Raw genomic sequence first — 22,191 nt, forward strand, 5'->3', positions numbered from 1 at the left:
AAAATGAATGCACTTTTTTCAAATAAAAAAACTCCTTGCTATCTATATAAAATCAGCCTACCCCAACATTTTTGCTTGATTGACTGGTATTTTTTTGGTTTTATTGGTATTTATATTCTCACTTTTCGGAATAAATATTCTGCTATTTCATTGTTTTCATTTACTCTACTTCGTTTTCATTATTTTTTCTTGATGTTTCTTTGTTTCCATCAACTGCTTTTGTTCCGCTGTTTTCGATCCATGGAAAAGAAAAACCGATCGTCATATCTTCTTTTAATACTAAAACTGCATCGAATTTTCCTTTTTTACCAGTAAAACCTTTGACCACTTTACTTGTCTTTCCTTTTGAAAGCAAATCTCTGAGATTTGTTTTAGTCAACTTCTTTTTAGCTACTGTTGGCCACAATTTGAAGTCGCATTCCGGGTTCAAACATGTAGCGATTTTAGGATAAAGCATGACTATCCCTTTTTTACATTTTGGACATCTTCCTAATTGATCGTTTTTCTTCTCCATCGCTTTTATCTGGCGTGTTCCGCTGATTTCATCTGAGAAATCTACCTTATCGATTTGATTAGGTACTTCTGCCAATAAATGTAAGATGAATTTTTTGATGTTTTCTAAAAAAACAGATGGCGTCCCTTCTTGGTTACCAATTTTTCTCAAGTATCCTTCCCAGCGTGCAGTCATTTCTGCACTTGTCAGCAATGGTTCATTAGCTACTGCCTTACAAAGAGTGATTCCTTTTGGCGTAACGATTATTTCGTTTTTATTGACTTCGATGTAATGTTTCTGCTTAAGATTTTCAATGATATTGGCCCGTGTAGCTTCGGTCCCTATTCCTTCTACTTCTTTGAGGATTTCTTGCGCTTCATCATTATCCAGCGTTTTTCCCGCAGTTTTCATTGCTGTGATCAAGGTTCCTTCGGTATAGGGTTTCGGAGGTTGTGTTTCTTTCTCCATACTTTTCAGCTCTACTTCTGCTTCTTCATTTTCTACGATAGGAGGAAGCGTCTGAGCTTCTTTCTTTTTTGACTTGATGCGCAAGATTTCCTGCCACCCTTGCTGTAATGGGATCTTTCCGGTGCTTTTTAGCTTTAATTGCTGTACACCCGTCGTGACAGTCGTCTCTTCATAAATATAATCTGCGGCAAACATAGCCACAGTGGTACGTAAGACTTGCAAATAGATTGCTTGCTGTAATTTAGATAGCTTCGCAAAGCGTGCAGGAGTCGGAATCGTCTTTGTCGGAATGATTGCGTGATGTTCTTGAACTTTTTTCGCATCGACATACCGTTTCTTTGCTCTGATCTCAGTTGTCTGTACTTCTTCTATTCCTAAAAACTTTTTATAGTTTTGCAGATGTTTAACCAGATACTGATGCTCATTTTCTGTGATATAAAAGGAATCCGTTCTTGGATAGCTTAGAAATTTGCTTTCATACAATCCTTGAGCAGCATCAAGTGTGGCTTTAGCACTTGCTTTCATTAGCTGATTCATCTTTGTCTGCAAACTAGATAGCGAAAATAAACGTGGGCTATGCAACCTCTTTTCCTTTTTCGTAACTTCAAGAATCCGTCCGTTTTGCTTACCTAAATGCGCTCCGAGTCTCTCTATTTCCTTTGTTAACTCTTCTTGTGTTTTAAATGCTTTTTTTGGTACGATTTTTCCTGAAAACTGTCCTTTGTTTGTCGTAATTAAACCTTCTCCTTCAAAGTACGTTTCTTTTTTGAAGTGTTTGATTTCTTCTTGCAGCTGATAAATCATGTAAAGTGTCGGCGTTTGTACACGACCAAGAGAAAAACTACCATCAATCCCTTTTCGTTGAAGCAGTAAGCTATATAATGGGCTTCCGTTCATTCCAATCAGCCAATCAGCATTCTGCCTTGCTTGCGCTTCTTTATATTTTGGAAAATAGTTCTTTCCAGGTTGGAGATTCTTAAAACCTTCATATATTGCTTCTTTTTCAAGAGAATTGATCCATAAACGTAAATAGTTCTTTTCTTTAGAAAAGGCGTTTGCTTGACGAATAATCGACCACGCGATGGCTTCACCTTCTCTATCACCATCTGTTGCAATAATGATGGTATTGGCTGACTGTAACTCTCGCTTTACAATCGAAAATTGTGCACGTTTGTCCCTTGGAACTTCGTAACGGAAGGTTTCTGGGAAAATAGGCAAATTTTCTAAAGACCATTTTGCCCAACGCTCTTCATAAGCTCCTGGGGCAACCATATCTACCAGATGTCCAAAACCATAAGTGATGGTTACTTCACCAGCAAACAATGGATCGCTGATTTCATAATACCCTTCATGCCGCTTTCGCTGTTGGAAGGTTTCGGCATAGGCTTTTGCTTGTGAAGGTTTTTCAGCTAGTATCACCGTCTTCATCTTCTGACCTCCGTTACTTGATTTTTTGCGGACTTCTCTATTATGGAACATATTTTCGCATCTGGCAATAAAAAAAAGATACCGTATAGTCGAAATAGGCACAAAAAACATCAAGCAAGCAAACGATGTTCCGTTTGCTGCTTGATGTTTCTAGAAAATATTCATCTTTAGCTGTCACTCTTGGTTAATCTGCCAATTGATGCCAAATCGATCAGTAACCATCCCATACAACTGAGCCCACGGAACAGCATCCAGCGGCATCTCAATCTTACCACCTTCAGCTAAGCTTTCAAATAGACGCTTCGTTTCTTCTTCATTTCTTGTTTGGATGACTAAAGAAACATTATTTCCAACAACTAATTCAGGACCAATTCTTTCTGGCATATCTGCAAACATAACTAATGTATCATAAATGTTCAACCGTGCATTCGTGATTAGATTTTTTGCTTCTTCTGGCAAGTTCATTTGTTCTATTCCAGGCATTTCACCGTATGTGGTGATACCTGATGCTTCAGTCTCAAAAACTTTTTCATAAAAAGCGATGGCTTCACGAGACTCATTTTTGAAGTTCAGATAGATATCCAATGTAAACAGCTCCTTTCTTGGTTATAATCTATTATAAGAAAGCGTTTTTTACGAGTGAATCGTTTGATTGATTCATGACAAAAGCCTTGTCGCAACTTCTTCTTAATCTTTTTTATGATCATTTATTCAAAAAATCTGTAATAGCTGATTGATTCATTTGATTATCAATTTCAAGAATGCTACCAGCATAATCACTTTGCCCATAATTCCACGAACCGTCTACTGGCACACTTATTCGATCAATGCCACCAGCTCCTCGTGCAATCGAAAAGAGGTTTTTCGTCAAGAACCAAGCAGTGACATCTGTGGATGTATACCCTAAAGCTTTACCAGCTGCATAAGGTGCACGAATCAGATTCAATGGATTCTTCAATTGGCTGAAAATAGCGTTCATTACTTGCTGTTGGCGTCTGACACGGCCAAAGTCTCCTTCTTCATCCATTCGGAAACGTGCGTACTGCAAAAGAACATGTCCATCCATCTTCTGGACCCCTTTTTTAATATCTACACCATCCAGATTCAGATCTTTTTCTGCATCGATCTTCACTCCGTTCATGAACAAGGCATCGATCACTTTTTCAAACGATTTGAAATCGACTTTCGCATAGTATTGACAATTGATTCCAAAATTTTCTACTAAAGTTTGACGCACTAGATCGGCTCCTCCGTATGCATAAGCTGAATTGATCTTATTTTGTCCTACCCCTGGGATCGTAACGAAGCTGTCACGCATAAAAGAAATCAGTTTCGGCTTATGGGAAGGACCATCCAACTGTAAGACCATGATCGTATCAGCTCGTCCAGCATCTTCTCCGCGTGTATCACTCCCAAGAATCAAAATATTATGCGCACCATTTGTCGCTTTTTGCCCATGAAAGGTTTCTGAAGTCGCTGCCTCTAAGCTTGTGTCATGTTCAGCTACATATTTACCAATAAAAAATGAGATACCTGAATAAAGGATCAAAACAAGCAAAATCGATAGAATGATTTTTTTCCACGATCGCTTTCTTCGAGATTTCAACGGTTTGTTCTTCTTTTGCCGATTGAAAAATTTTTTATTTTTTTGTTGTTCTTCTGTTCTTGGTGCATCTCTATATATCTGTTGTTCGTGTTGGTTCAAATGTTCAAATGAGTGCTGCTCTCTTTCATAAATACGGGTAGCATCTTCCTCATTTTCCATACGCGTTCGTTTTCGTTCTCTTCTAGCAAAAATACTCCCCGTATCCCGCTTCAGAGGTTTCGCCTTCTTATGGATGTCCTTATAGCGATCCATCCGACTCATTGTGGTTCCTCCTCGTTTCTTACTGATAAATAAAGGATACGATAACCAATCGACAAAAGCCTATCATTTTTTGATAATTTAATAAAAAATAACGAAATAAATGCTTCGATACATAAAGAATTACTTTTCTTGAGACCGTTTATGCGAGAATAAAAAATCTTTATCTATTATCCTTTTTTAATCAAACAGTTTTTCAATCACATGGATCGGCATCTTTTCCTTTGTCCATAATTCAAACGCGATTGCTCCTTGGTAGATCAACATGCCAAGTCCATTGTATCCTTTTGCTCCTACTTTTTTTGCTTCTTTTGATAAACGTGTTTCTCTAGGTGCATAAATCAAATCAAAAACCGCTAGTTTCTCATGCATCATGTTTATATCTAAGAGCGGTGACTGATCGATTTTCTTTCCCATCCCGATATCTGTTGCATTGACTAGAAGGCAGCTTTCTTTCAAGTCTTTTCTTAATTGATACGTATCGGCAAAATCACGAACTTTTATCTCACAAGAAGTTCGATAGCTGAGTTGTTCGAATGTTTCTTTTACTTGAGCGAATGTTTGATTGTTTCGTTTATAAACTACAATTTCCTTAGCACCGTCTAACGCCGCTTGAACAGTGACTGCCTTTGCTGCCCCTCCAGCGCCCAGCAGAGTCACTTTTTTCTTTTTGACCGAAATCCCAGCTTCTTGTACGGATTGCATGAAGCCCGCACCATCGGTATTATAGCCAATCAAACGACCTTTTTCGTGCACGATCGTATTCACTGCTCCAATCAATTGTGCTTCCTGGCTTACCTCATCCAGATAAGGAATAACCGCTGTTTTATTCGGCATCGAAAGGTTCACACCTAACATATCAAAAGTTCGTATACTTTCGACTGCTTGCTTCAAATTCATTGGGTTTACTTTGAAAGCTAAATACACCGCATCGATGTTGTTTGCTTCAAAAGCAGTATTGTGCATCAATGGAGATAAACTGTGAGAAGCTGGATCAGCAAAGAGTCCAGCTAATTTGGTTTGTCCAGAAATCATCTTATTCCTCCTTTGTTCTTACTTCAATAAAAAAAGCCACTTAGCGTTTGATACGAAAAAGTACGAAACGTCTAGGTGGCAAAGTAGCAAATTCTTTTCTCATCGTTCACTTGTCAGAGCAAAGAATATTCTATTTAATTGTTAAAATCATTGACTACGTGATCCTACAAAACACCCAAATATGTTCCAATTATTTATTGTTTTAAGTATAGGATGAATCAAAGGAAGATGTCAATGAGTTTTCAAGTCCTTCTACTGAAAGGAGACTTTCTGTCGAAATCAATCTACTACTTCTTCAAAGAACTGCAAAAGGTCGCCCATTGTCAAATGTTGCTTTTCTTTTTCAGAAAGATCCTGAACAATTTTTCCTTTTTGGAGTACGATCAGACGATTTCCGTATTTCAAGGCGTCTTCCATTCGATGCGTGATCATGAGACAAGTCAATTTTTGTTCATTGATCCGCTGATTTGTTAACTGCATTAATGCTTTAGCTGTTTTAGGATCTAAAGCGGCAGTATGTTCATCTAATAACAGTAATTCAGGAGCCGTGATCGTCGCCATCAGCAAACTTAATGCTTGGCGTTGACCGCCAGATAATTCCCCTGCTGGAGTATCCAAATGTTGTTCTAGGCCATTACCGACTTCTTGACATAGTCTGAAAAAATCTTCTTTTTGATTTTTCAAGTTACGTAAACGGAATTTCCGCTTTTGCCCTCTTTTTTGTGCAAGTAGCAGATTTTCTGCTACAGTCATCCGGGGAGCCGTTCCCATCTTAGGGTCTTGGAAAACCCGAGAAAGGAATCGTGCTCTTTTTTCTTCTGAATCTTTTGTAATCAGCTGATCTTTAAAAGAGATCGATCCTTGACTGAGTTGAAGCGTACCAGCGATGGTATTGAACAGTGTGCTTTTTCCAGCACCATTCCCGCCAAGAACAGTGATAAAGTCCCCTTCTCTGATTGTAAGGTTGATTTCATCCAATAGTACTTTCTCTTCATTCATTCCATTGTTTACGACTTTTCTGCCGTTTTTGATTGTCAATATATCTGTCATTACTATGCCTCCTTCTCAAAACCCGTTTTTAAGTTCAGTGCTTTCTTCAATTGCGGGATCATCAGACAAATAGCTAAGATGATAGCGGAGAACAACTTCAGATAAGTCGTGTCAAACCCTAGTTTGATTACTACTAAAATCAATAGTTGATAAATGATACTTCCGACAACAATAGCAATCAATCTTTCTGCTAGCGTCAATTCTTGGAAAATCACTTCACCGATGATGATGGAAGCAAGACCGATGACGATCACGCCAATCCCTTTATTTACATCTGCATATCCGTCATTCTGGGCAATCAGCGCACCGGATAATGCAATGACACCGTTCGACAAAGTCAAACCTAAAATTTTCATACGATCGGTTTTTATCCCTAACGACCGAGCCATCGTTTCGTTGTCTCCTGTCGCAATATAGCCTTGACCTAAATCTGTATTGAAGAAGAATAGCAGTACAGCAATCAAGATGCCCAAAGAGATGAAGCCAAGAAGGACTGTGTCAAAGTAATCAGGTAATCCAAAGCGATGAAAGCTGTCTTGTAGAATCGGATGATTCAATAAAGATAGATTTGGTGTTCGCATCACAAACAAAATAACTGAGTTCAATCCTGACATCACTAAAATCCCTGCTAGAATAACCGGTATCTTTCCTTTTGTATAAAGTAACCCTGTAATGAGTCCTGCTACCATACCAGCACCTACGCCCAATAACGTAGCTAAAATCGGTGCTACCCCATGAGTGATAGCTGTCACACAGACAGCAGCACCTAATGGGAAGGACCCTTCTGTCGTCATATCAGGAAAATCTAAGATCCGATAGGTCATGAAAATCCCTAATCCTAATATTGCCCAAAGCATGCCTTGTGAAATAGCTGATACGATCATTTGTCATCCTCCTTAGATGTTTCTTGTTGCGACTCATCTGTAATGATTTTGGCTTTTTCTTTCATCGATTGAGGAATAGTGATTCCTAAGTGATCAGCCTGAGATTGATTGATCACTGTATCCCCTTGATCAAACATATAAACAGGTGTCGTTTCCGGTTTTTCTTTTCCGCTCGCAAGTTTTGCCGCCATCTTACCGCTTTGAAGCCCTAATTGATATTGATTGATCCCGATTGTTGCTAGTCCGCCTTGTTCTACCATTGTATCAACAGAAGGAATGACGGGGATATTTGCTTTATTCGCTTCTTTAACCACTGTCTGCATAGCATTGGCAATCGTATTGTCTAATGGAACATAGATAAAATCGACTTGTCGGCTCATCACTTGTACCGTTTGTGCAATCTCATTAGTGGAAGGCACCGCATATTTTACTGCTTCTAACCCTTCTTTTTTTGCAGCTTCTTCCGCTTGTGCTACTTGGTATTTTGAATTATCTTCCGAAGAAGCATACAAGATCCCGACTTTTTTTGCATTTGGCAGCAAATCAGAAGCAAGCTTGATTTGTGAAGCAACAGGTGGCTGATCAGAAACACCTGTCACGTTTCCACCAGGTTTCTCTAAAGAACCAACTAATCCAGCCCCCACAGGATCCGTTACAGCACCTAATACAACGGGAATCGACGAAGTCGTGTTTGCTAATGATTGAGCAGCAGGCGTTGCGATTCCGATCAAAACATCAGGATCGGATTGTACTAGCTGTTGACTCATTGTGGCTAGCTTGCTCTGATCGGCTTGTCCATTTTGAAATTTGATTTCAAGATTTTCTCCTTCTTTTAATCCTTCTTCTTTCAGACCATCTTTGATCCCTCGATAAATCTCATTTAATGCCGGATGGCTCACATATTGCAATACCCCGACAACTGTTGTTTTTTTTGTCTGGTTCGTCGAAGTACTTTCTTTTTCTCCTGAGGCTTTTCCATAAATAAATGCACCTACTAAATAAACTAAAATAATTACTACAACTGTTATTAAACGTTTGTTTTTCATTTTTTCCTCCTGCAAAGTCAATCTTTTTATTTATTAAAATCAGGCAAGTATCCAGTCTACAAAAAAAGACAATGGCCAAAACGGTCATTGTCTTTACACAAAAAACCGCATAGATAGGATCTATGCGGCAGTCAATGTTCATGTCTAGCATAGATACAAGCTTTAGAAATGCACTCTAAAAAGTTGTATCTATGGGAAAGTTTCACCATTAATACAACTTATCTACGCCAGCTGCGCCAATTTTTTTTGTTCTCTGCTGAAATACGTTTTGATAAGTTCATTACAGGTCACCCTTTCCTTAAGAATTGATTTAAGTCTAATCGAATTTTTGAATTTCGTCAACTATATTTTTTATTTTTTTCATTTGTTATTTTGAAGATCAAACATCACTTGTTCTGATAATTAAAAATAGCGCTATATAGAGCCACCATTTCATCACGTTAACGACTCAATTAGCAGTCTCGGCATTTGGGGAAGCTGTTCCTGTTCTATCCATTTCTTCTTCTAATTGTTTGATATTGGCTAACGGTAGTCGATTCAGCTCAGGGATCAACTCCTTATCAAAATCAGTTATTCCTCCCTTACCCGCAGTTATCCGATTTGCTTCTTTTCCTCCATCAAAGAAAATAAATGTCACTTCATCCGTTCGTATGTTATATTTTTGTTCCAGTTCATGTACATCATAAACGATCGGATAATAAAAGATCGGTCGATTCAATTCTTCCATAAGCTCAGGGTCATTAAAGACATCCAGCATATCCTGATAGGTTTTCCCGTTCGGTTTGCTGAACATCACCGATATCGCTCGGCTTTGTTTGATTTTCTGATCCGCTTGACTGTAATCAAAAGGTTTTAATTTGCTGGTTGGTATGGATGAATAAACGAGACTATTTACTTGCTCTTCTCGGATTTTTTCCGGCAACAAAAACATCGCAATTGTTAGTAGCAATGATAAGATGAGCAGAAACACAAGACGTCGAAAATACTTAATTGGATTTTCTGCGAATGACACTGAGAAATGATCATTCATTTCTTGTACTCTCGATTTAACTGCTTCCCAAATAACAAACACCTTCTTTTCTACTTTTTCTCCTATTTTTTATTATACCTAAAAATTTGGATTTCAACGATAAAAACACTGTTTTTTATGTAATTAGTCCAATTTTTTCTAGACTTTTGCTTCACTATTCGGCCAAATTGGTTTTTCTTCTTTTTTTCGTTATAATGAATATACTTATGAAAAGAAATGAGGAATGAACCATGTCCTTTGATGGTGTATTTACCCATGCGATGGTCAACGAATTGCGTGAAACGTTACTATCTGGCCGGATCTCGAAAATCCATCAGCCTTATGAAAATGAAATCGTGCTGGTGATTCGTTCACGCGGCAAAAACCATCGATTATTATTATCTGCGCACCCTAGTTATGCTCGTGTACAGATTACCCAAATCGATTATCAGAATCCTGATAATCCGCCTAACTTCGTGATGATGCTTCGAAAGTATTTGGATGGTGCTATTTTAGAAAGCATCGAACAAATCGAAAACGATCGAGTGATCCATTTTCACTTTGCTAAGCGCAACGAGTTGGGCGATTTACAGAATATCATATTGATCGTTGAATTAATGGGGCGTCATAGTACGATCGTCTTAGTTAATCAAGAAACTGGAAAAATATTGGACGCGATCAAACACATAGGAAGCTCTCAAAACACTTATCGTTCTTTGCTTCCCGGCGTAGAATACATTGCTCCGCCAAAACAAGAGGTCTTGAACCCATTTAGCTCTGATAAAGAAAAAATCTTCCAGCGACTTTCTCAAACTGAACTAGAACCAAAAGCAATCCAATATCAGTTTCAGGGAATCGGTTTCGATACTGCTCAAGAGCTGACCAAGAGATTGCTTGAACGTCCTAATGAAAAAATGGTTGTTTGGGACGAATTTTTCTCATCGATCATCAATCACCCAGACCCTACTTTTTACGAAACGACAAATAAAGATTTCTTTACGCCGATTGTTTATCAGGTATTTTCCGAACAAGCATCTGCTGTGACAACTTATCCAACACTCAGTCAATTATTAGATAGCTATTATCACGAAAAAGCGGAGAAAGATCGGGCAAAACAACAAGGCGGAGAACTGATCCGAAAAATCGAAAATGAACTAAAACGAAATAAAAATAAATTGAAAAAACGTGAACAAACACTCAAAGAATCCGAAAACGCTGAGAATTACCGTAGAGATGGCGAACTACTTACTACTTTTCTGACACAAGTACCACGTGGCGCAAAAGAAGTTGTTTTACCTAATTATTATGAAGAAGACCGGCCAATCAAAATAGCATTAGATCCGGCGTTGACGCCAAATCAAAATGCACAGAAATATTTTCATCGATACCAAAAGCTGAAGAACGCCGTTAAGTTGATTGGCGAACAAATCCAAGAAGCCAAAGATGAAATCCAATATCTTGAATCTGTCTTGTCTCAACTGGAAATTGCCGGTCCGATGGATATCGAAGCAATCAAAGAAGAATTGACTGCTGAGGGCTATTTGAAAAAGAAGACACAGAAAAAACAAAAGAAAAAGAAACCATCTCAGCCTGATCAATACTTTTCTTCTGACGGAACGCTCATTCTTGTTGGTAAAAACAACCTTCAAAATGACCAGCTGACAATGAAAACAGCTAAGAAAACCGACTATTGGCTCCATGCAAAAAATATCCCTGGTTCGCACGTCATCATCAAAAGTGATCAACCTTCAGATGAAACAATTACCGAAGCTGCCGAGTTAGCTGCCTATTTTTCAAAATATCGATATTCTGCCCAAGTACCAGTTGATCTTGTACAAGTGAAGCATATCCGCAAGCCAAATGGTGCCAAACCTGGTTACGTCATTTATGAAAATCAGAAAACAGTCATCGTGACACCAGAAGAAGAGAAAATTATAGCTATGAAACAAAACGGGTAATGAATGTATTTTCTTAGAATCATATTTTCGTACTTTTTCATAAAAGCAATCAGTTATAAATTGCTTTCTATAAAAAGAGGGGTTGTGACAAAATTCGTGTCACAACCCCTTATTTCGAATAAACTGTTTTGTTTGGCTGTTCTTTCTACTTAATATCAGTCAGATGTTCCGTCTGCTTTTCTTAATTCTGTTGGTCCAGTAACCGAGTAAGCTCTTTGATAAATCTTTGAGCGATTTCACTGAGCGGGCGCTTTGCCGAATAAATGATATAAAATTCATTTAGCTCGCCTTCTGCTAAAGGAATTAACCGCAAGTGCTCACGAATTCCTCCAATCACAATACCAGACCCTGAAGCGTACGCATCAGTTTCAAGAACGATATTCATCAAAGTCCCTCGATCACTGGTATAGATCACTGTTTCTTGATCAGGAATCTCGATAAGGTCTTCATAAAAATACGGAAAATTATTTCCATCCTGTGTAAAACGAACTTGAGGATAAGATAACAATTCTTCTTTTGTGATCTCTGCGTGTGTAGCTAGCGGATGTCCATGCCTTAAAAAAATGTGTGTTTTAAATTTTCCAATGCTGCGTCCACTTAGTTCTCCTTGTTGCAAATATCTTCTGATACCAGCTTGATTATGCTCGTTCATATAAATAATGCCGATTTCACTGTGCTGCTCTTTGACTTCTTCGATCACTCTCGCCGTCGTCGTCTCCATGATCCGAAATTGTTTGATTTCATCTTTGAATTCCTCGAGTAGCTGTGCGGTCAAAGGACCTAAGAAATCATAATGCTGGGCAGCGATTGAAAAATTCTCTCTCTTTTCACTCGTTAGATAGTGACTTTCTAATGTATCAAGCTGAACCAAGATTTTTTCGGCACGATTTAAGAAATCTTGTCCTTCTTCTGTTAAATATGCACCTCGATTCGTTCGAGTAAATAGCGTGATTCCTAACTCGGTCTCTAATTCTTTGATACCAGCTGAAAGACTTGGTTGTGAAACAAACATTTTCTTTGCAGCTTCTCTGAAACTACCATTATTTGCCACAGCGACCACATATTTCATTTGTTGAATATTCATTGCTCAAACTCCTCAAAATAATAAATTTCTCTTCCATTCAAGGGTTGAATTGGTCGGTTGTTCGGCTGTGCATACTGCCCTTTGAAGGGTAGAAGAAACTCTTGGTTCAATTTTTCTACATGATCCATCACAAACCATTGGATTGGTCCGCTGGTAGGTGGAGTTGTCAATGAACCTACATAATGAAAATGGCTTTTTTTCTCTGGAAAAAAGACATCTGGATTTACCCAGTGTTCATGTTTTTCTAAATTCCATCTCTCTCCATTTTCTTGATTATAAAACCAACCTTCCTGTTCCATTAACTGATACATGACGCCCACGACCAGATTCTCTTTTTTGCTGTTCATATGAACAAAATGAAACTCAATATCTTCCTGTTTCCCGTCGATGATATGTTCTGATGGTAAGTGGAAATGAATATCTGTCAAATAATAGCGTTCTTTCTTGAACTCTACATAACTGAGTTGATCAAAAGGTACTAAATGAATCGTATTTTTGAATTCCTTGTCAGTGAAGCGTTGCTTTTGATAATGAAACGAAAGTGTCTCTCCTTTCATTTTTATTTCTTCACCTTTTGTTAAATGAATAGGTGACTGCAACGGAAATTCCGCACCTCTCGCAAACCAATCACATAAATTCGCCCAATTTTCCGGACCTCTGTCTCCAGAATAGCCCCATTCGACATCCATATTCTTTTTCAACTATACTTCCCCCTGCATCTCATATCGTTTTTATTTTTCTTCTTTCTTTACAATCGTTGAGACAGTTTCTAAAAACGCCTCTTTTCCATAAAATTCCTGGTTCAATAGTTCCGGAAATATCTCTTTAAAGAAATACTGAACAGAAGGCCGATGTTCAAAGCTTTTGATAGTCGTCACTGCCTCAATGAACATCTCCTTGTAAACTTTTTCTGGATTATTTTTGATGATTTCATCAAAAGACTCATAAAGAAGGTCAACCTTATCTGAAATGGCTAATAGTTCTCCTTCTACAGTTTCATCTTTTCCCTCGAACAACCGACGGCGATAAACTTCTTGGAACTCAGCTGGAATCTCTTGATTGATGAATTCGTCCGTCATCTTTTCTTCAACTGTTTGCAGCATCCCTCTTAATTCTTTGCTTGCATATTTCACTGGTGTTTTGATATCACCAATAAAACGTTCTGTGTAGTCATGATTCAGTGATTTTTCATAGAGCAGTTTCCAATCGATTGGCTGCCCATTTGCTTCTTCAATATCTCCTAGAACTTGCGCAATAGATGCTACACGATACGAATGTGCTGCGACTGTATGCTCCGTATATTTAAAAAAACCAGGTGCCCTTGTGATCGTCTCTAAATTGTTCAATCCTAAAATAAATTCATTCAATCCCATAAAAGTTACCTCCCTTTGAGATTTCTTTTTCCGAATATCATATCATTAAATAACTGACATTCGCAACATTTCCGCTCTTTTCCATTTTCGCAACAGCTCGCTTACCAAAAAATAGAGAAACTCTCGATAGAATAGAGTGCAGAGAAGAGATTATTCTCTTTTCTCTGCTAATTAGTCTTAGCAAAATAAATTTTGCAAAAATCAAAAACTGATCACGATAGAAGTTTCTTTTCATATCTGATGAAAAGATGCTTTTCGCAATCAGTTTTTGGATTGTTTTTATATCGATTGATAGCCATTTTTTCTCACAATCAATTAATTATATGCTTAAGATTCTTGTTCAAAAATTTCACGAAGTTTCGGGGCATTTAAATCTTTTTCAGATAGTTGAATCAATCTATATCGTAAGTTTCGATTATTTGAATGATATCGTTCAAGTCATCAATCACGATATCTGCTTGTGCCTGATCAAGGGGCAGATCTTGCTTTAATGCAATCGTATATAAATTAGCTGCTTTTGCTGACGCAATACCAACAGGAGAATCTTCTACTGCAATGCAATGTCTACCATCCAATGCATTTACTGCGATTTGATAAATTTCTGGATGTGGTTTGCTTTTAGATAGCTTTTCTCCTGAAATGACAAAATCGAAGTATGGTGCTAAAGCATTCTGTGTCAGCATTTTGTCGATTTCTCTTTGAGGAGAAGAAGAAGCAAGAGCAATTTTGATACTTTTCTTTTTTAAATAATCCAAGATGTCTTCCGCACCCTTTCGCAGTGCTATTTTAAAGTCAATAGGATGTTTTTCCCGGTACGCAAGGTATTCTTTTCTAAGATCAGCTCGTTGGTCTTTTTCTGAGACCAATACTTCCCAAATCCCATTTTCTGTCAGTCCAACGAAATCCAACTTATTCGTCGAACCTGGTAGGATGTTTTTTTCTTTGAAAAATTGCATACGTCGATCAAAATAAAAATTTTCTGAGTCAATTAAGACACCATCCATATCAAAAATCATGCCTAAATTCACAAACCTTCCTCCTATCCATAAATAATTTCATGAATCAATCGTAATTCCAACGTGGAAATCTTGATAGTATACTCACTCTCTATTTCGAAAAAGGCACGATGGATCTGTTCCATTTCTGCACCTGCTTGAGTCGTATATTCCTCTATATCTTCTTGTTCATCCACACTTTCTTTCCTTAAAATTCGTTCAATCATACAGCAGCAATGTAGGTATAGTAAAAACAACTTACTATTAGATAGAGTGATCTCTAAGGTTTCCTCAGCTACGGATACAGCACTTTGCACTAAACGCAACAGTTTGGTTGCGTCCAAAATCGTTAAATTTTCGATGATTTTATTAATTGAAAAACTGAACATCAGCTGTTCTTTTAAATCTTTATCACGTATGTCAAAATAATCTTGTAGAATTGAAATGAACTTCTCAACATCTTCACCGTTAATTAAATGATCAAGACCAATATAAGGAACCTGTTCGATTTTGGGATCTTCTGTTCCTACAATCATCAATACTTCATATATTTGGAAAGGATCCTCATACATTTTATTTTTTTGCAATTTTTTGTAATCATACGGAATAATCGTCAATTCTTTGCAATGATTTTCTAAACAAGATTCCAAAATCTCTTGTATTTGAGTAGCTGAACCTATTCCGGTGTAACAGCAAGTTAAGATTGCCTGTGTTTTTTCTTTTTTTGGTAGTATTAGTTGTTTTTTTACTTTGTTTTCTATATCGATTTTTTGGCTGATTTCTGCGATAGACATTTGTCTTTGAATCAACTGCCCAATCTCCAATACAAGAGGCGTAGAGACATAATCGATAATCAGCAGTGGACCACGTATTTTATCTGCTAGCTTTTTTCCGATTTCGTTCAACGACCCCATATCTACTAATAAAATCAACCCGGCGTCCGTTTGATGATCATTGATAAAGCGAATAACTTGTTCTTCTACTTTAGCTAACGTGATATTGATTGGCATATCATAAGCTTGAAAGATATTCTGCTTCAGTATCCGATTGCCTACGTTCGCCATACTGCTAGCAGTAGAATAACCATGAGCTAAAATGATACTCTTGATTTTCTTTTCTCCTAGCGTGATCTGCAACCCATGAAAATAAAAGGAAATAAAAATCAAATCTTCCTCTTTAAAATCTTGATCTAATTGTCGAGAAATATGTCCTAGTACTTTTTTAGCATACCAATAAGAAGTATCTATGGAACTCGAAACCAATTCTAACAACTTGTCTTTGACACTTTGCCATTCATGATTTTCTGCAATCATATCTGTGTTGTTTTTATGGTAGAGATACTGTGCTAGGGCAATCACACGATTACCATCTTGTTCCAATCCGTAGTTTTCATGCATCCAATCAAAAGTTTCTCGTATCTGATAGGTTAGTACAGAATAAAATGATTCTTCTTTCGAATAACTATCTTTAAAAATAAACTCGTCCATCAAATGATTGATTCGATTTACCGTATGATCAATAAAATCTTTGATCATTAATTCTTGCTTTTCAACTTTTTGATACATTTGCACTATTTTTTCAAATAACTGTCTGATTTGCCTGACTTCTGAAGATTCTAAAAAGACTTGGTTAGCTGTATGCGGCAAATATTGGCGGTCTGGTAAAGCTTTAATCGTTTTTTTTAGCTGCTCTTTTAGCTGCATGGTATTTTCAGTTGGAAGATCCTTCAAACGAACTCGAATAGACAGACTATTTTGGTTTTTGGCGTACGCACTACCGCAGACATATTTCACGATGTTCTTTATCTTCCCTACATTGCCTTCTAAGTCACTATTAAGCAAAAAGTCCACTAGTTGATAACTTACATCGATGCGTTTTGACAAAATATTCGCTTCATTGATAAAAAATGTGTCTATCAGTTGCATACGTTCTGATTGCGGACGACGTTCATAATTCGGCAACATGACAATCACTGGCAAACGGCGAATAAAGGTCGGCAAAAATGTTTGATAGACATTCTCAGTTGTTGCAAATATCATACGGACGTTTGCTTTATGTCTGATTGCATTGTCCCCCATCGGTGAAATTTCTCCTGTATCCATAAATGTAAAAAGCTTTTCTTGCCCTTCATCACTTAAGCGGTGAACCTCATCCAAAAATAATACGCCATTATCAGCTTTTTCTATCAATCCAATATGTTCTTTTTCTGCTCCGGTAAATGCTCCTTTGACATGGCCAAACAAAGCAGAAGACAAGAGTTCAGGATTGTTGAAATATTGGGCACAATTATAAGAGATAAACGGAGCATCTTTTGGGATGACCTTTTCTGCTACAGCATATTCATAGATTTTTTCTGCTAAAAATGTTTTTCCTGAACCGCTATTGCCCGATAAAAGAATAGGTAACCCATTCCCAGGATAAAGTACTGCTGTTTTTATTTGATCAACTGCTTCTCTTAAGCTGCCATTTGCTCCAATCACCGTTTCTAATGCATTGGCTTTTTCTGCTGCAAATAAGTCTTCCCAAGTTTCATATTCAGATTCTCTGTGAAAAATGCCAAGTTCAGCTAAAGCTTCAACATGTAAAAAAGAGACGGGGTAACTCTTGACCTTGACCAATACTCCTTCTTTCATTCCTTGATTTAAGTAGAAGCTTGTTGTACTTCGATTCAAACCGACATTTTCGCTAATTGATAAAGCTGAAAAATCTTCTGCATGATGCTCACTGTAATTTTTTGTCAGCTCTTTTAAATATTTTTCTACTTTTTTGTTCATGATCAACACCACCCAATTTACTCTTGCTCAATCAATTGTACGAGAATAAGAAACCCTTCTCAATGCAAGGGAAGAAAAGCCGAGGCACTTGGCCTCAGCTCTAGTTTAATACTCTAATTTCCACATATAACGACGCTTTGTCAGTGGATGCTGGCGTACTTCAGCTAATTCTTCTGCATAGACGCGGAATACTGCTGTGATGACGAATGGATTGAAGTAATCAAGAACCTCTTTCACAATGTGGGCAGACAGTCCCCAATCCAGTGCATCTACGATTTCTATTTTTGCATCGAAACGATTCAAAAAAGTCAGTGCTCGGGCATCCATTTGACGCGTACGACCATCATTCATCAATAAGATAAATGGTACGTCTTTGTCCGTGATTTCAAATGGACCATGGAAAAATTCACCAGAATGGAAAGTACCAGAGTGAATCCATTGCATCTCCATCATTAAACAAATAGAAGTGGAATACGCAACTTCATGAGTCGCTCCTGAACTCATAACATATATCACCTTTTCATTTTTGAAACGTTCGGCGAATTTTTTTGCTTGTAGACGTGCTCCCTTTGCACTTTCTTGCGACAAATCATAAATTTTGTCGAAACCATCCATCATCTTATCGTAGTCTTTATACCCTTCGATCTGATTTAGTAGTTCAACTGCAAGTTCTAAGCAGTAACCTGTTTTTTCTAGTTTTGCTGCGTAATCTTCTGTGAAACGATGATAAATCACATAGTCTGCGTCTTTCGTTAACGGAGAATCTACGCTATGTGTTAAACTAATAACTGTGGCACCTTGTTCTTTCGCTACTGCGTTAGCTTGAACAGTTTCAGGAGTCGTACCTCCCAATGAAGCTGAAATAACTACAGTATGATCGTTGATCGAGCGAGGTGTCGCATAATTGAATTCATTTGCCGTAAAGTGGCTGATACGTAATTTGTTTGCGTTTTGTTCTAAAAAATATTTTGCTGGATATAGATCTGCTTTCGATGCACCACAGCCGACAAATACGATGGACTCCACCTCTTTGTTCGCGATGATTTCTTTGACGATATCTTTTGGACTTAATGTTGAATTCATGTTTGAATTCCTCCTCATACTATTTATTTTTAACCTAAATTAGGTTGGTCCCTTAATTAAAAATCCCGCATAAACTTAGTAAAACACCACCAGCGATACAAATAGTGAGCATCAAACCGGTCCGAACTTTCTTTTGCAACAACCAATACATAAAAAACGTCAGCCCTAAAGGAATCAACTGGGGCATGATATTATCTAAAACATCCTGTAAAACAAACGCCTTGCCGAATCTTAGCGGCGTGGTGATCCCAATCATACTAGCAATCATGGCTCCAATGACCATCAAACCGATAATCGTACAAACATACATCACTTTATCCATCAAACCTTCTTGATACAGTTTCGCTAAATATTTATTCCCAGTATTATAACCAATTTTTCCGCCATAATATGTAACGAAAAAGGACGGAATGAAGGAGATGATAATGGCCAAGATAGGGCCTAAGATACTACCTTGCTGAGCGAGATTGATTCCAAAGCCAAAGGCCAAAACACGTATGGTTCCTTGGAAGAAAGAGTCTCCGATTCCTGACAAAGGGCCCATAAGCGAAGTCTTCAAAGCACTGATGGTTTCCGGATTGAAATTCTCTTGATCTTCGGCATATTGTTCTTCCATAGATGCTGTTAGTCCTAAAACGAATGAACTTGTTTGCGGCGTACAATTGTAGTAAGCCATGTGCCGCTCATAAGCATCGATTTTCTTTTGTTTGTCTTCTGGCTTGTCATAGATTTTATCGATGATTGGTGCAATACCATACATAAATCCCATATTCATTTGTCGTTCGTAATTCCACGAAGCTTGTATTGCCCACGAACGCCAGAAAAATTGCCAATACTTCCAACTATTTTGATCTTTCTTAGTCATAAAAAAACTCCTTTCTATAAATCATCTAAAGGATCAGGTTCGCTTACTGCTGTCCTATTATCTTTACCATTGAATTTGACTTGTGCCATCACAAAGGCCACAATGCAAGCAAAAGCTGCGATACCTGTGATGCTTAATCCGGAGTAAGCTGTGATTAGAAAACCAAGTAATAAAAACGGGATCATTTTTTTCGTCAACATCGTTTGTAACAACAAAGCAAAACCATATGCTGGTAAAATTTTGCTTGCTAAAGTCAGACCATTTGTCAACCATACTGGGATACTGCTCACGATATTTTTCACTAAATCTGTTCCAAAGTAAACAGCTAAAAAGATAGGGATAAAATACATCAGTGAATATAAGACCGTACCATAGATTATGTGGATCCGTCGTGCTCTGCTGAACTTTCCTTCATTGATTAAATTATCTGCCCAATGTGTCAGATTTGAGAGTACCGTCCGCATCAATATTCCAAGCATTTGTCCTAATACAGAGATTGGAATGGCAATAGTCAGAGCAGTTTCAGCATTGGAGCCAGATAGAATAGCAAAAGCTGTAGCAATAATGGACGCCATATTCATATCCGGTGGCGCTGCTGCTCCGATATTTACCAGACCAAGCGACATCAATTCCAGAGAAGCACCAACCAACAAACCTTTTTCCAAGTCACCTAATACTAACCCAACTAACGTACTCACGATTAAAGGCCGTTCAAAATTCATCCTCCCTAGTAGTCTAGAGTCCAAGATGCACATGATTCCGACCAGACCTAAGGCAATCGATTGAAACAACATAACGTAAACTCCTTTCTTTTTAAATCATTGTATTCAAATCCTCTTTTTTGGAGGTTGGAACCTGTTGCATGAACTGTTTGATGCCCATTGATTTTAGTACTTTCGCATCTTCTATCTCATTTTCAGTCAAGAAGATAGCATTACTGAATTGTTTTGATCCTTCTTTTTTTATGATGCCTCCGTAATTGATTTCCTTAACGTTTGAGTAACTTTCGCAAAACTGACGAACATCCTTGGTATTTCCAAAGATCATCATGATGTTTTCACTCAATGCTTCTATTTTAGATATTTTTGTCAAGGTATTTTCAACGGTAAATATATTGAGTTTGATTCCTTGAGGTTTTGATAGTTCTAAAGACATTTTTTTAAATTCATCATTGGCTGCTTCATCATTCACCACCAGAATTCGGTTGATTTGTAAAGATTTACTCCAAGAAAACACCACTTGTCCATGTAACAATCGGTGATCGATACGAATGAACTTGATCATAGATCATCTCCTCCTTCATTTGATTTTTTTAGTAATCGATTGCAATCAATCAATGACTGCCGACTTTCTTCGATAATCAATTCTAAATCTGCAGCAGCAATTGGGTTAACTTGCGTGGCGATTGAAATCACTAAGGGTAGATTCATTCCTGTGATCAAGCGTATTGCTGGCTCTTTCTTTAACAGTCCTATCATTTCATTATTGACACTTCCTCCTAAGATATCTGTGAGAATAAATAGATTTTCTTTTCCTAATTTTGAAACTATACTTTGTATTTGTTGTTCTATCGGCTCATCTTCATCGCGATAAGCCGATAATGCATAAATATTAGTGGCAGGTCCCAAGATCATTTCAGCTGTTTGTTTTAGACCTTGAGATAATGCGCCATGACTAGCTAGAATAATCGTATTCATTTTTATTTCCTCCTCGCTGACAGTTTTATATAAAGCAAATACCGTGCCAACTTCTGTTCAGCCTGTAAAAGCTATAGTTACAACTATTTCCCAACACTTTTATCATTTACTGATAAGTGTTCAATCTATTTTGTAAAAGTGTTGAACTGCTTTTCTACATATATAAAACAAAAATAGCCTCTCGACTGTGGGATAGGAACACAGTTGATGGGCTGTTTTTGACTCGTTGAAGTCGTTCATACTTTGTGTAATCAGCGCTATTGAAGATCATGCATATGTATTTTATGGATGTATCTCCTCATCCAAATCATCCATGCAGGGTTATGAAAAAAATAAGGATACAGTTACATAAACTGTATCCTTAAAAAATATAACGGTGTAGAGAAATGGTAATTTAGAAATATTCAAAATAATATAGCTTTATTTCTTCAATTATCTAAGTATTTTTGTACTTAAAACTGCCAATTTTCAGGATCTTTTTTCCATTCTTTTAGCAGAGTTAATTCTTGCTCATCGATATAACGATCTTCTAAAGCTGCTTCGATCAATACAGAGTAATTGGTCAACGTCATAAGAGGGATTTCGGCTTTTTCGAAATTTGCTTTTCCTTTTGGCAACTCATACGTAAAGATAGCTGCAACACCAAGGATAGCTGCACCTTCTCTTTTTGCTGCTTCAGCTGCTTCCAAGACGCTACCTCCTGTAGAAATCAGATCCTCGATCACAACCATCTTCTGACCTTCAACTATACGCCCTTCGATTTGGTTGCCTTTCCCATGATCTTTCGCCTTACTTCGAATATAGACCATTGGCAAGTCTAATATTTCCGCTACCCATGCAGCATGAGGAATTCCTGCCGTTGCAGTTCCAGCAATTACTTGTACTTCAGGGAAAGCTTCTTTGATTTTTCTTGCTAAGCCTTTTGCGATCTCTTTTCGGACTTTTGGATAGCTCATCGTGATTCGGTTATCACAGTAAATGGGGCTTTTGATTCCACTTGCCCAAGTAAAAGGATTACTTGGATTTAAAAATACTGCTTCAATCTCTAATAGATCTTTTGCGATACTTTGTTCTACATTCATTTT

The 22,191-nt window shown here is 37.6% G+C and carries 21 protein-coding genes; 1 reads left to right on the forward strand and 20 read right to left on the reverse strand.

What is annotated here, in order from left to right:
- Positions 1 to 160: 160 nt before the first annotated feature.
- From topB to AB3I27_RS01945, 8 genes are all read right to left on the reverse strand, one after another.
- On the reverse strand, positions 161 to 2,389 hold the full coding sequence (gene topB / locus AB3I27_RS01910; protein WP_002329190.1) for a type IA DNA topoisomerase: 2,229 nt from the start codon (positions 2,387 to 2,389) through the stop codon (positions 161 to 163).
- Positions 2,390 to 2,563: 174 nt separating this feature from the next.
- Positions 2,564 to 2,974 (reverse strand): VOC family protein, encoded by a 411-nt coding sequence (locus AB3I27_RS01915; RefSeq protein ID WP_104760142.1) that lies wholly within the window; start codon positions 2,972 to 2,974, stop codon positions 2,564 to 2,566.
- A gap of 118 nt (positions 2,975 to 3,092) precedes the next feature.
- Positions 3,093 to 4,256, reverse strand: a complete 1,164-nt coding sequence (locus AB3I27_RS01920; RefSeq protein WP_002313776.1) for an LCP family protein — start codon at positions 4,254 to 4,256, stop codon at positions 3,093 to 3,095.
- A 177-nt stretch (positions 4,257 to 4,433) separates the two neighbouring features.
- Positions 4,434 to 5,288, reverse strand: coding sequence for a shikimate dehydrogenase (gene aroE, locus AB3I27_RS01925; RefSeq protein ID WP_104760141.1), 855 nt, complete (start codon positions 5,286 to 5,288; stop codon positions 4,434 to 4,436).
- Positions 5,289 to 5,567: 279 nt separating this feature from the next.
- Positions 5,568 to 6,338 (reverse strand): ABC transporter ATP-binding protein, encoded by a 771-nt coding sequence (locus tag AB3I27_RS01930; protein WP_002309294.1) that lies wholly within the window; start codon positions 6,336 to 6,338, stop codon positions 5,568 to 5,570.
- Between the two features lie 2 nt (positions 6,339 to 6,340).
- Positions 6,341 to 7,222, reverse strand: a complete 882-nt coding sequence (locus AB3I27_RS01935) for an ABC transporter permease (RefSeq protein WP_002309295.1) — start codon at positions 7,220 to 7,222, stop codon at positions 6,341 to 6,343.
- Positions 7,219 to 8,268: a tryptophan ABC transporter substrate-binding protein gene (gene trpX, locus AB3I27_RS01940; protein ID WP_104760140.1), complete on the reverse strand. Its 1,050-nt coding sequence runs from the start codon at positions 8,266 to 8,268 to the stop codon at positions 7,219 to 7,221. The genes AB3I27_RS01935 and trpX overlap by 4 nt, the downstream gene beginning before the upstream one ends.
- A gap of 448 nt (positions 8,269 to 8,716) precedes the next feature.
- Positions 8,717 to 9,340 carry a hypothetical protein gene (locus AB3I27_RS01945; RefSeq protein WP_002309297.1) on the reverse strand — a complete coding sequence of 208 codons (624 nt, stop codon included), beginning with the start codon at positions 9,338 to 9,340 and terminating at the stop codon, positions 8,717 to 8,719.
- A gap of 188 nt (positions 9,341 to 9,528) precedes the next feature.
- Between AB3I27_RS01945 and efbA the strand changes: the two genes are divergently transcribed.
- Positions 9,529 to 11,235 carry a fibronectin-binding protein EfbA gene (gene efbA / locus AB3I27_RS01950; protein WP_002313779.1) on the forward strand — a complete coding sequence of 569 codons (1,707 nt, stop codon included), beginning with the start codon at positions 9,529 to 9,531 and terminating at the stop codon, positions 11,233 to 11,235.
- Between the two features lie 181 nt (positions 11,236 to 11,416).
- On the opposite strand, the gene AB3I27_RS01955 is transcribed toward efbA, so the two are convergent.
- The 12 genes from AB3I27_RS01955 to pyrE form a co-directional block, all read right to left on the reverse strand.
- Positions 11,417 to 12,319 (reverse strand): LysR family transcriptional regulator, encoded by a 903-nt coding sequence (locus AB3I27_RS01955; RefSeq protein WP_002372451.1) that lies wholly within the window; start codon positions 12,317 to 12,319, stop codon positions 11,417 to 11,419.
- On the reverse strand, positions 12,316 to 13,008 hold the full coding sequence (locus tag AB3I27_RS01960; RefSeq protein WP_002316248.1) for a carbonic anhydrase family protein: 693 nt from the start codon (positions 13,006 to 13,008) through the stop codon (positions 12,316 to 12,318). The genes AB3I27_RS01955 and AB3I27_RS01960 overlap by 4 nt, the downstream gene beginning before the upstream one ends.
- A 42-nt stretch (positions 13,009 to 13,050) precedes the next feature.
- On the reverse strand, positions 13,051 to 13,692 hold the full coding sequence (locus AB3I27_RS01965) for a YfbR-like 5'-deoxynucleotidase (RefSeq protein ID WP_002288886.1): 642 nt from the start codon (positions 13,690 to 13,692) through the stop codon (positions 13,051 to 13,053).
- Positions 13,693 to 13,729: 37 nt separating this feature from the next.
- Entirely contained in the window at positions 13,730 to 14,008 is a 279-nt protein-coding gene (locus AB3I27_RS01970) for a hypothetical protein (protein WP_073357538.1), read from the reverse strand.
- A gap of 76 nt (positions 14,009 to 14,084) precedes the next feature.
- Positions 14,085 to 14,720, reverse strand: coding sequence for an HAD family phosphatase (locus AB3I27_RS01975; RefSeq protein ID WP_002309302.1), 636 nt, complete (start codon positions 14,718 to 14,720; stop codon positions 14,085 to 14,087).
- 11 nt (positions 14,721 to 14,731) lie between these two features.
- Positions 14,732 to 17,461, reverse strand: a complete 2,730-nt coding sequence (locus AB3I27_RS01980) for a sigma 54-interacting transcriptional regulator (protein ID WP_002316245.1) — start codon at positions 17,459 to 17,461, stop codon at positions 14,732 to 14,734.
- A 105-nt stretch (positions 17,462 to 17,566) separates the two neighbouring features.
- Positions 17,567 to 18,544, reverse strand: a complete 978-nt coding sequence (locus tag AB3I27_RS01985) for an SIS domain-containing protein (protein ID WP_104760139.1) — start codon at positions 18,542 to 18,544, stop codon at positions 17,567 to 17,569.
- 52 nt (positions 18,545 to 18,596) lie between these two features.
- Positions 18,597 to 19,409, reverse strand: coding sequence for a PTS system mannose/fructose/sorbose family transporter subunit IID (locus tag AB3I27_RS01990; protein ID WP_002309306.1), 813 nt, complete (start codon positions 19,407 to 19,409; stop codon positions 18,597 to 18,599).
- 14 nt (positions 19,410 to 19,423) lie between these two features.
- Positions 19,424 to 20,203 (reverse strand): PTS sugar transporter subunit IIC, encoded by a 780-nt coding sequence (locus AB3I27_RS01995; protein ID WP_002313784.1) that lies wholly within the window; start codon positions 20,201 to 20,203, stop codon positions 19,424 to 19,426.
- 19 nt (positions 20,204 to 20,222) lie between these two features.
- A complete protein-coding gene (locus AB3I27_RS02000) occupies positions 20,223 to 20,693 on the reverse strand; it encodes a PTS sugar transporter subunit IIB (protein WP_002309310.1) in 471 nt (156 codons plus the stop codon).
- Entirely contained in the window at positions 20,690 to 21,106 is a 417-nt protein-coding gene (locus tag AB3I27_RS02005; protein ID WP_002309312.1) for a PTS sugar transporter subunit IIA, read from the reverse strand. Before AB3I27_RS02005 ends, AB3I27_RS02000 begins: the two co-directional genes overlap by 4 nt.
- Positions 21,107 to 21,558: 452 nt before the next feature.
- Positions 21,559 to 22,188 carry an orotate phosphoribosyltransferase gene (pyrE, locus tag AB3I27_RS02010; RefSeq protein WP_029680876.1) on the reverse strand — a complete coding sequence of 210 codons (630 nt, stop codon included), beginning with the start codon at positions 22,186 to 22,188 and terminating at the stop codon, positions 21,559 to 21,561.
- Positions 22,189 to 22,191: the final 3 nt, after the last annotated feature.

The sequence above is a fragment of the Enterococcus sp. C46 genome, from assembly GCF_040887565.1.
Lineage (GTDB): Bacteria > Bacillota > Bacilli > Lactobacillales > Enterococcaceae > Enterococcus_B > Enterococcus_B lactis.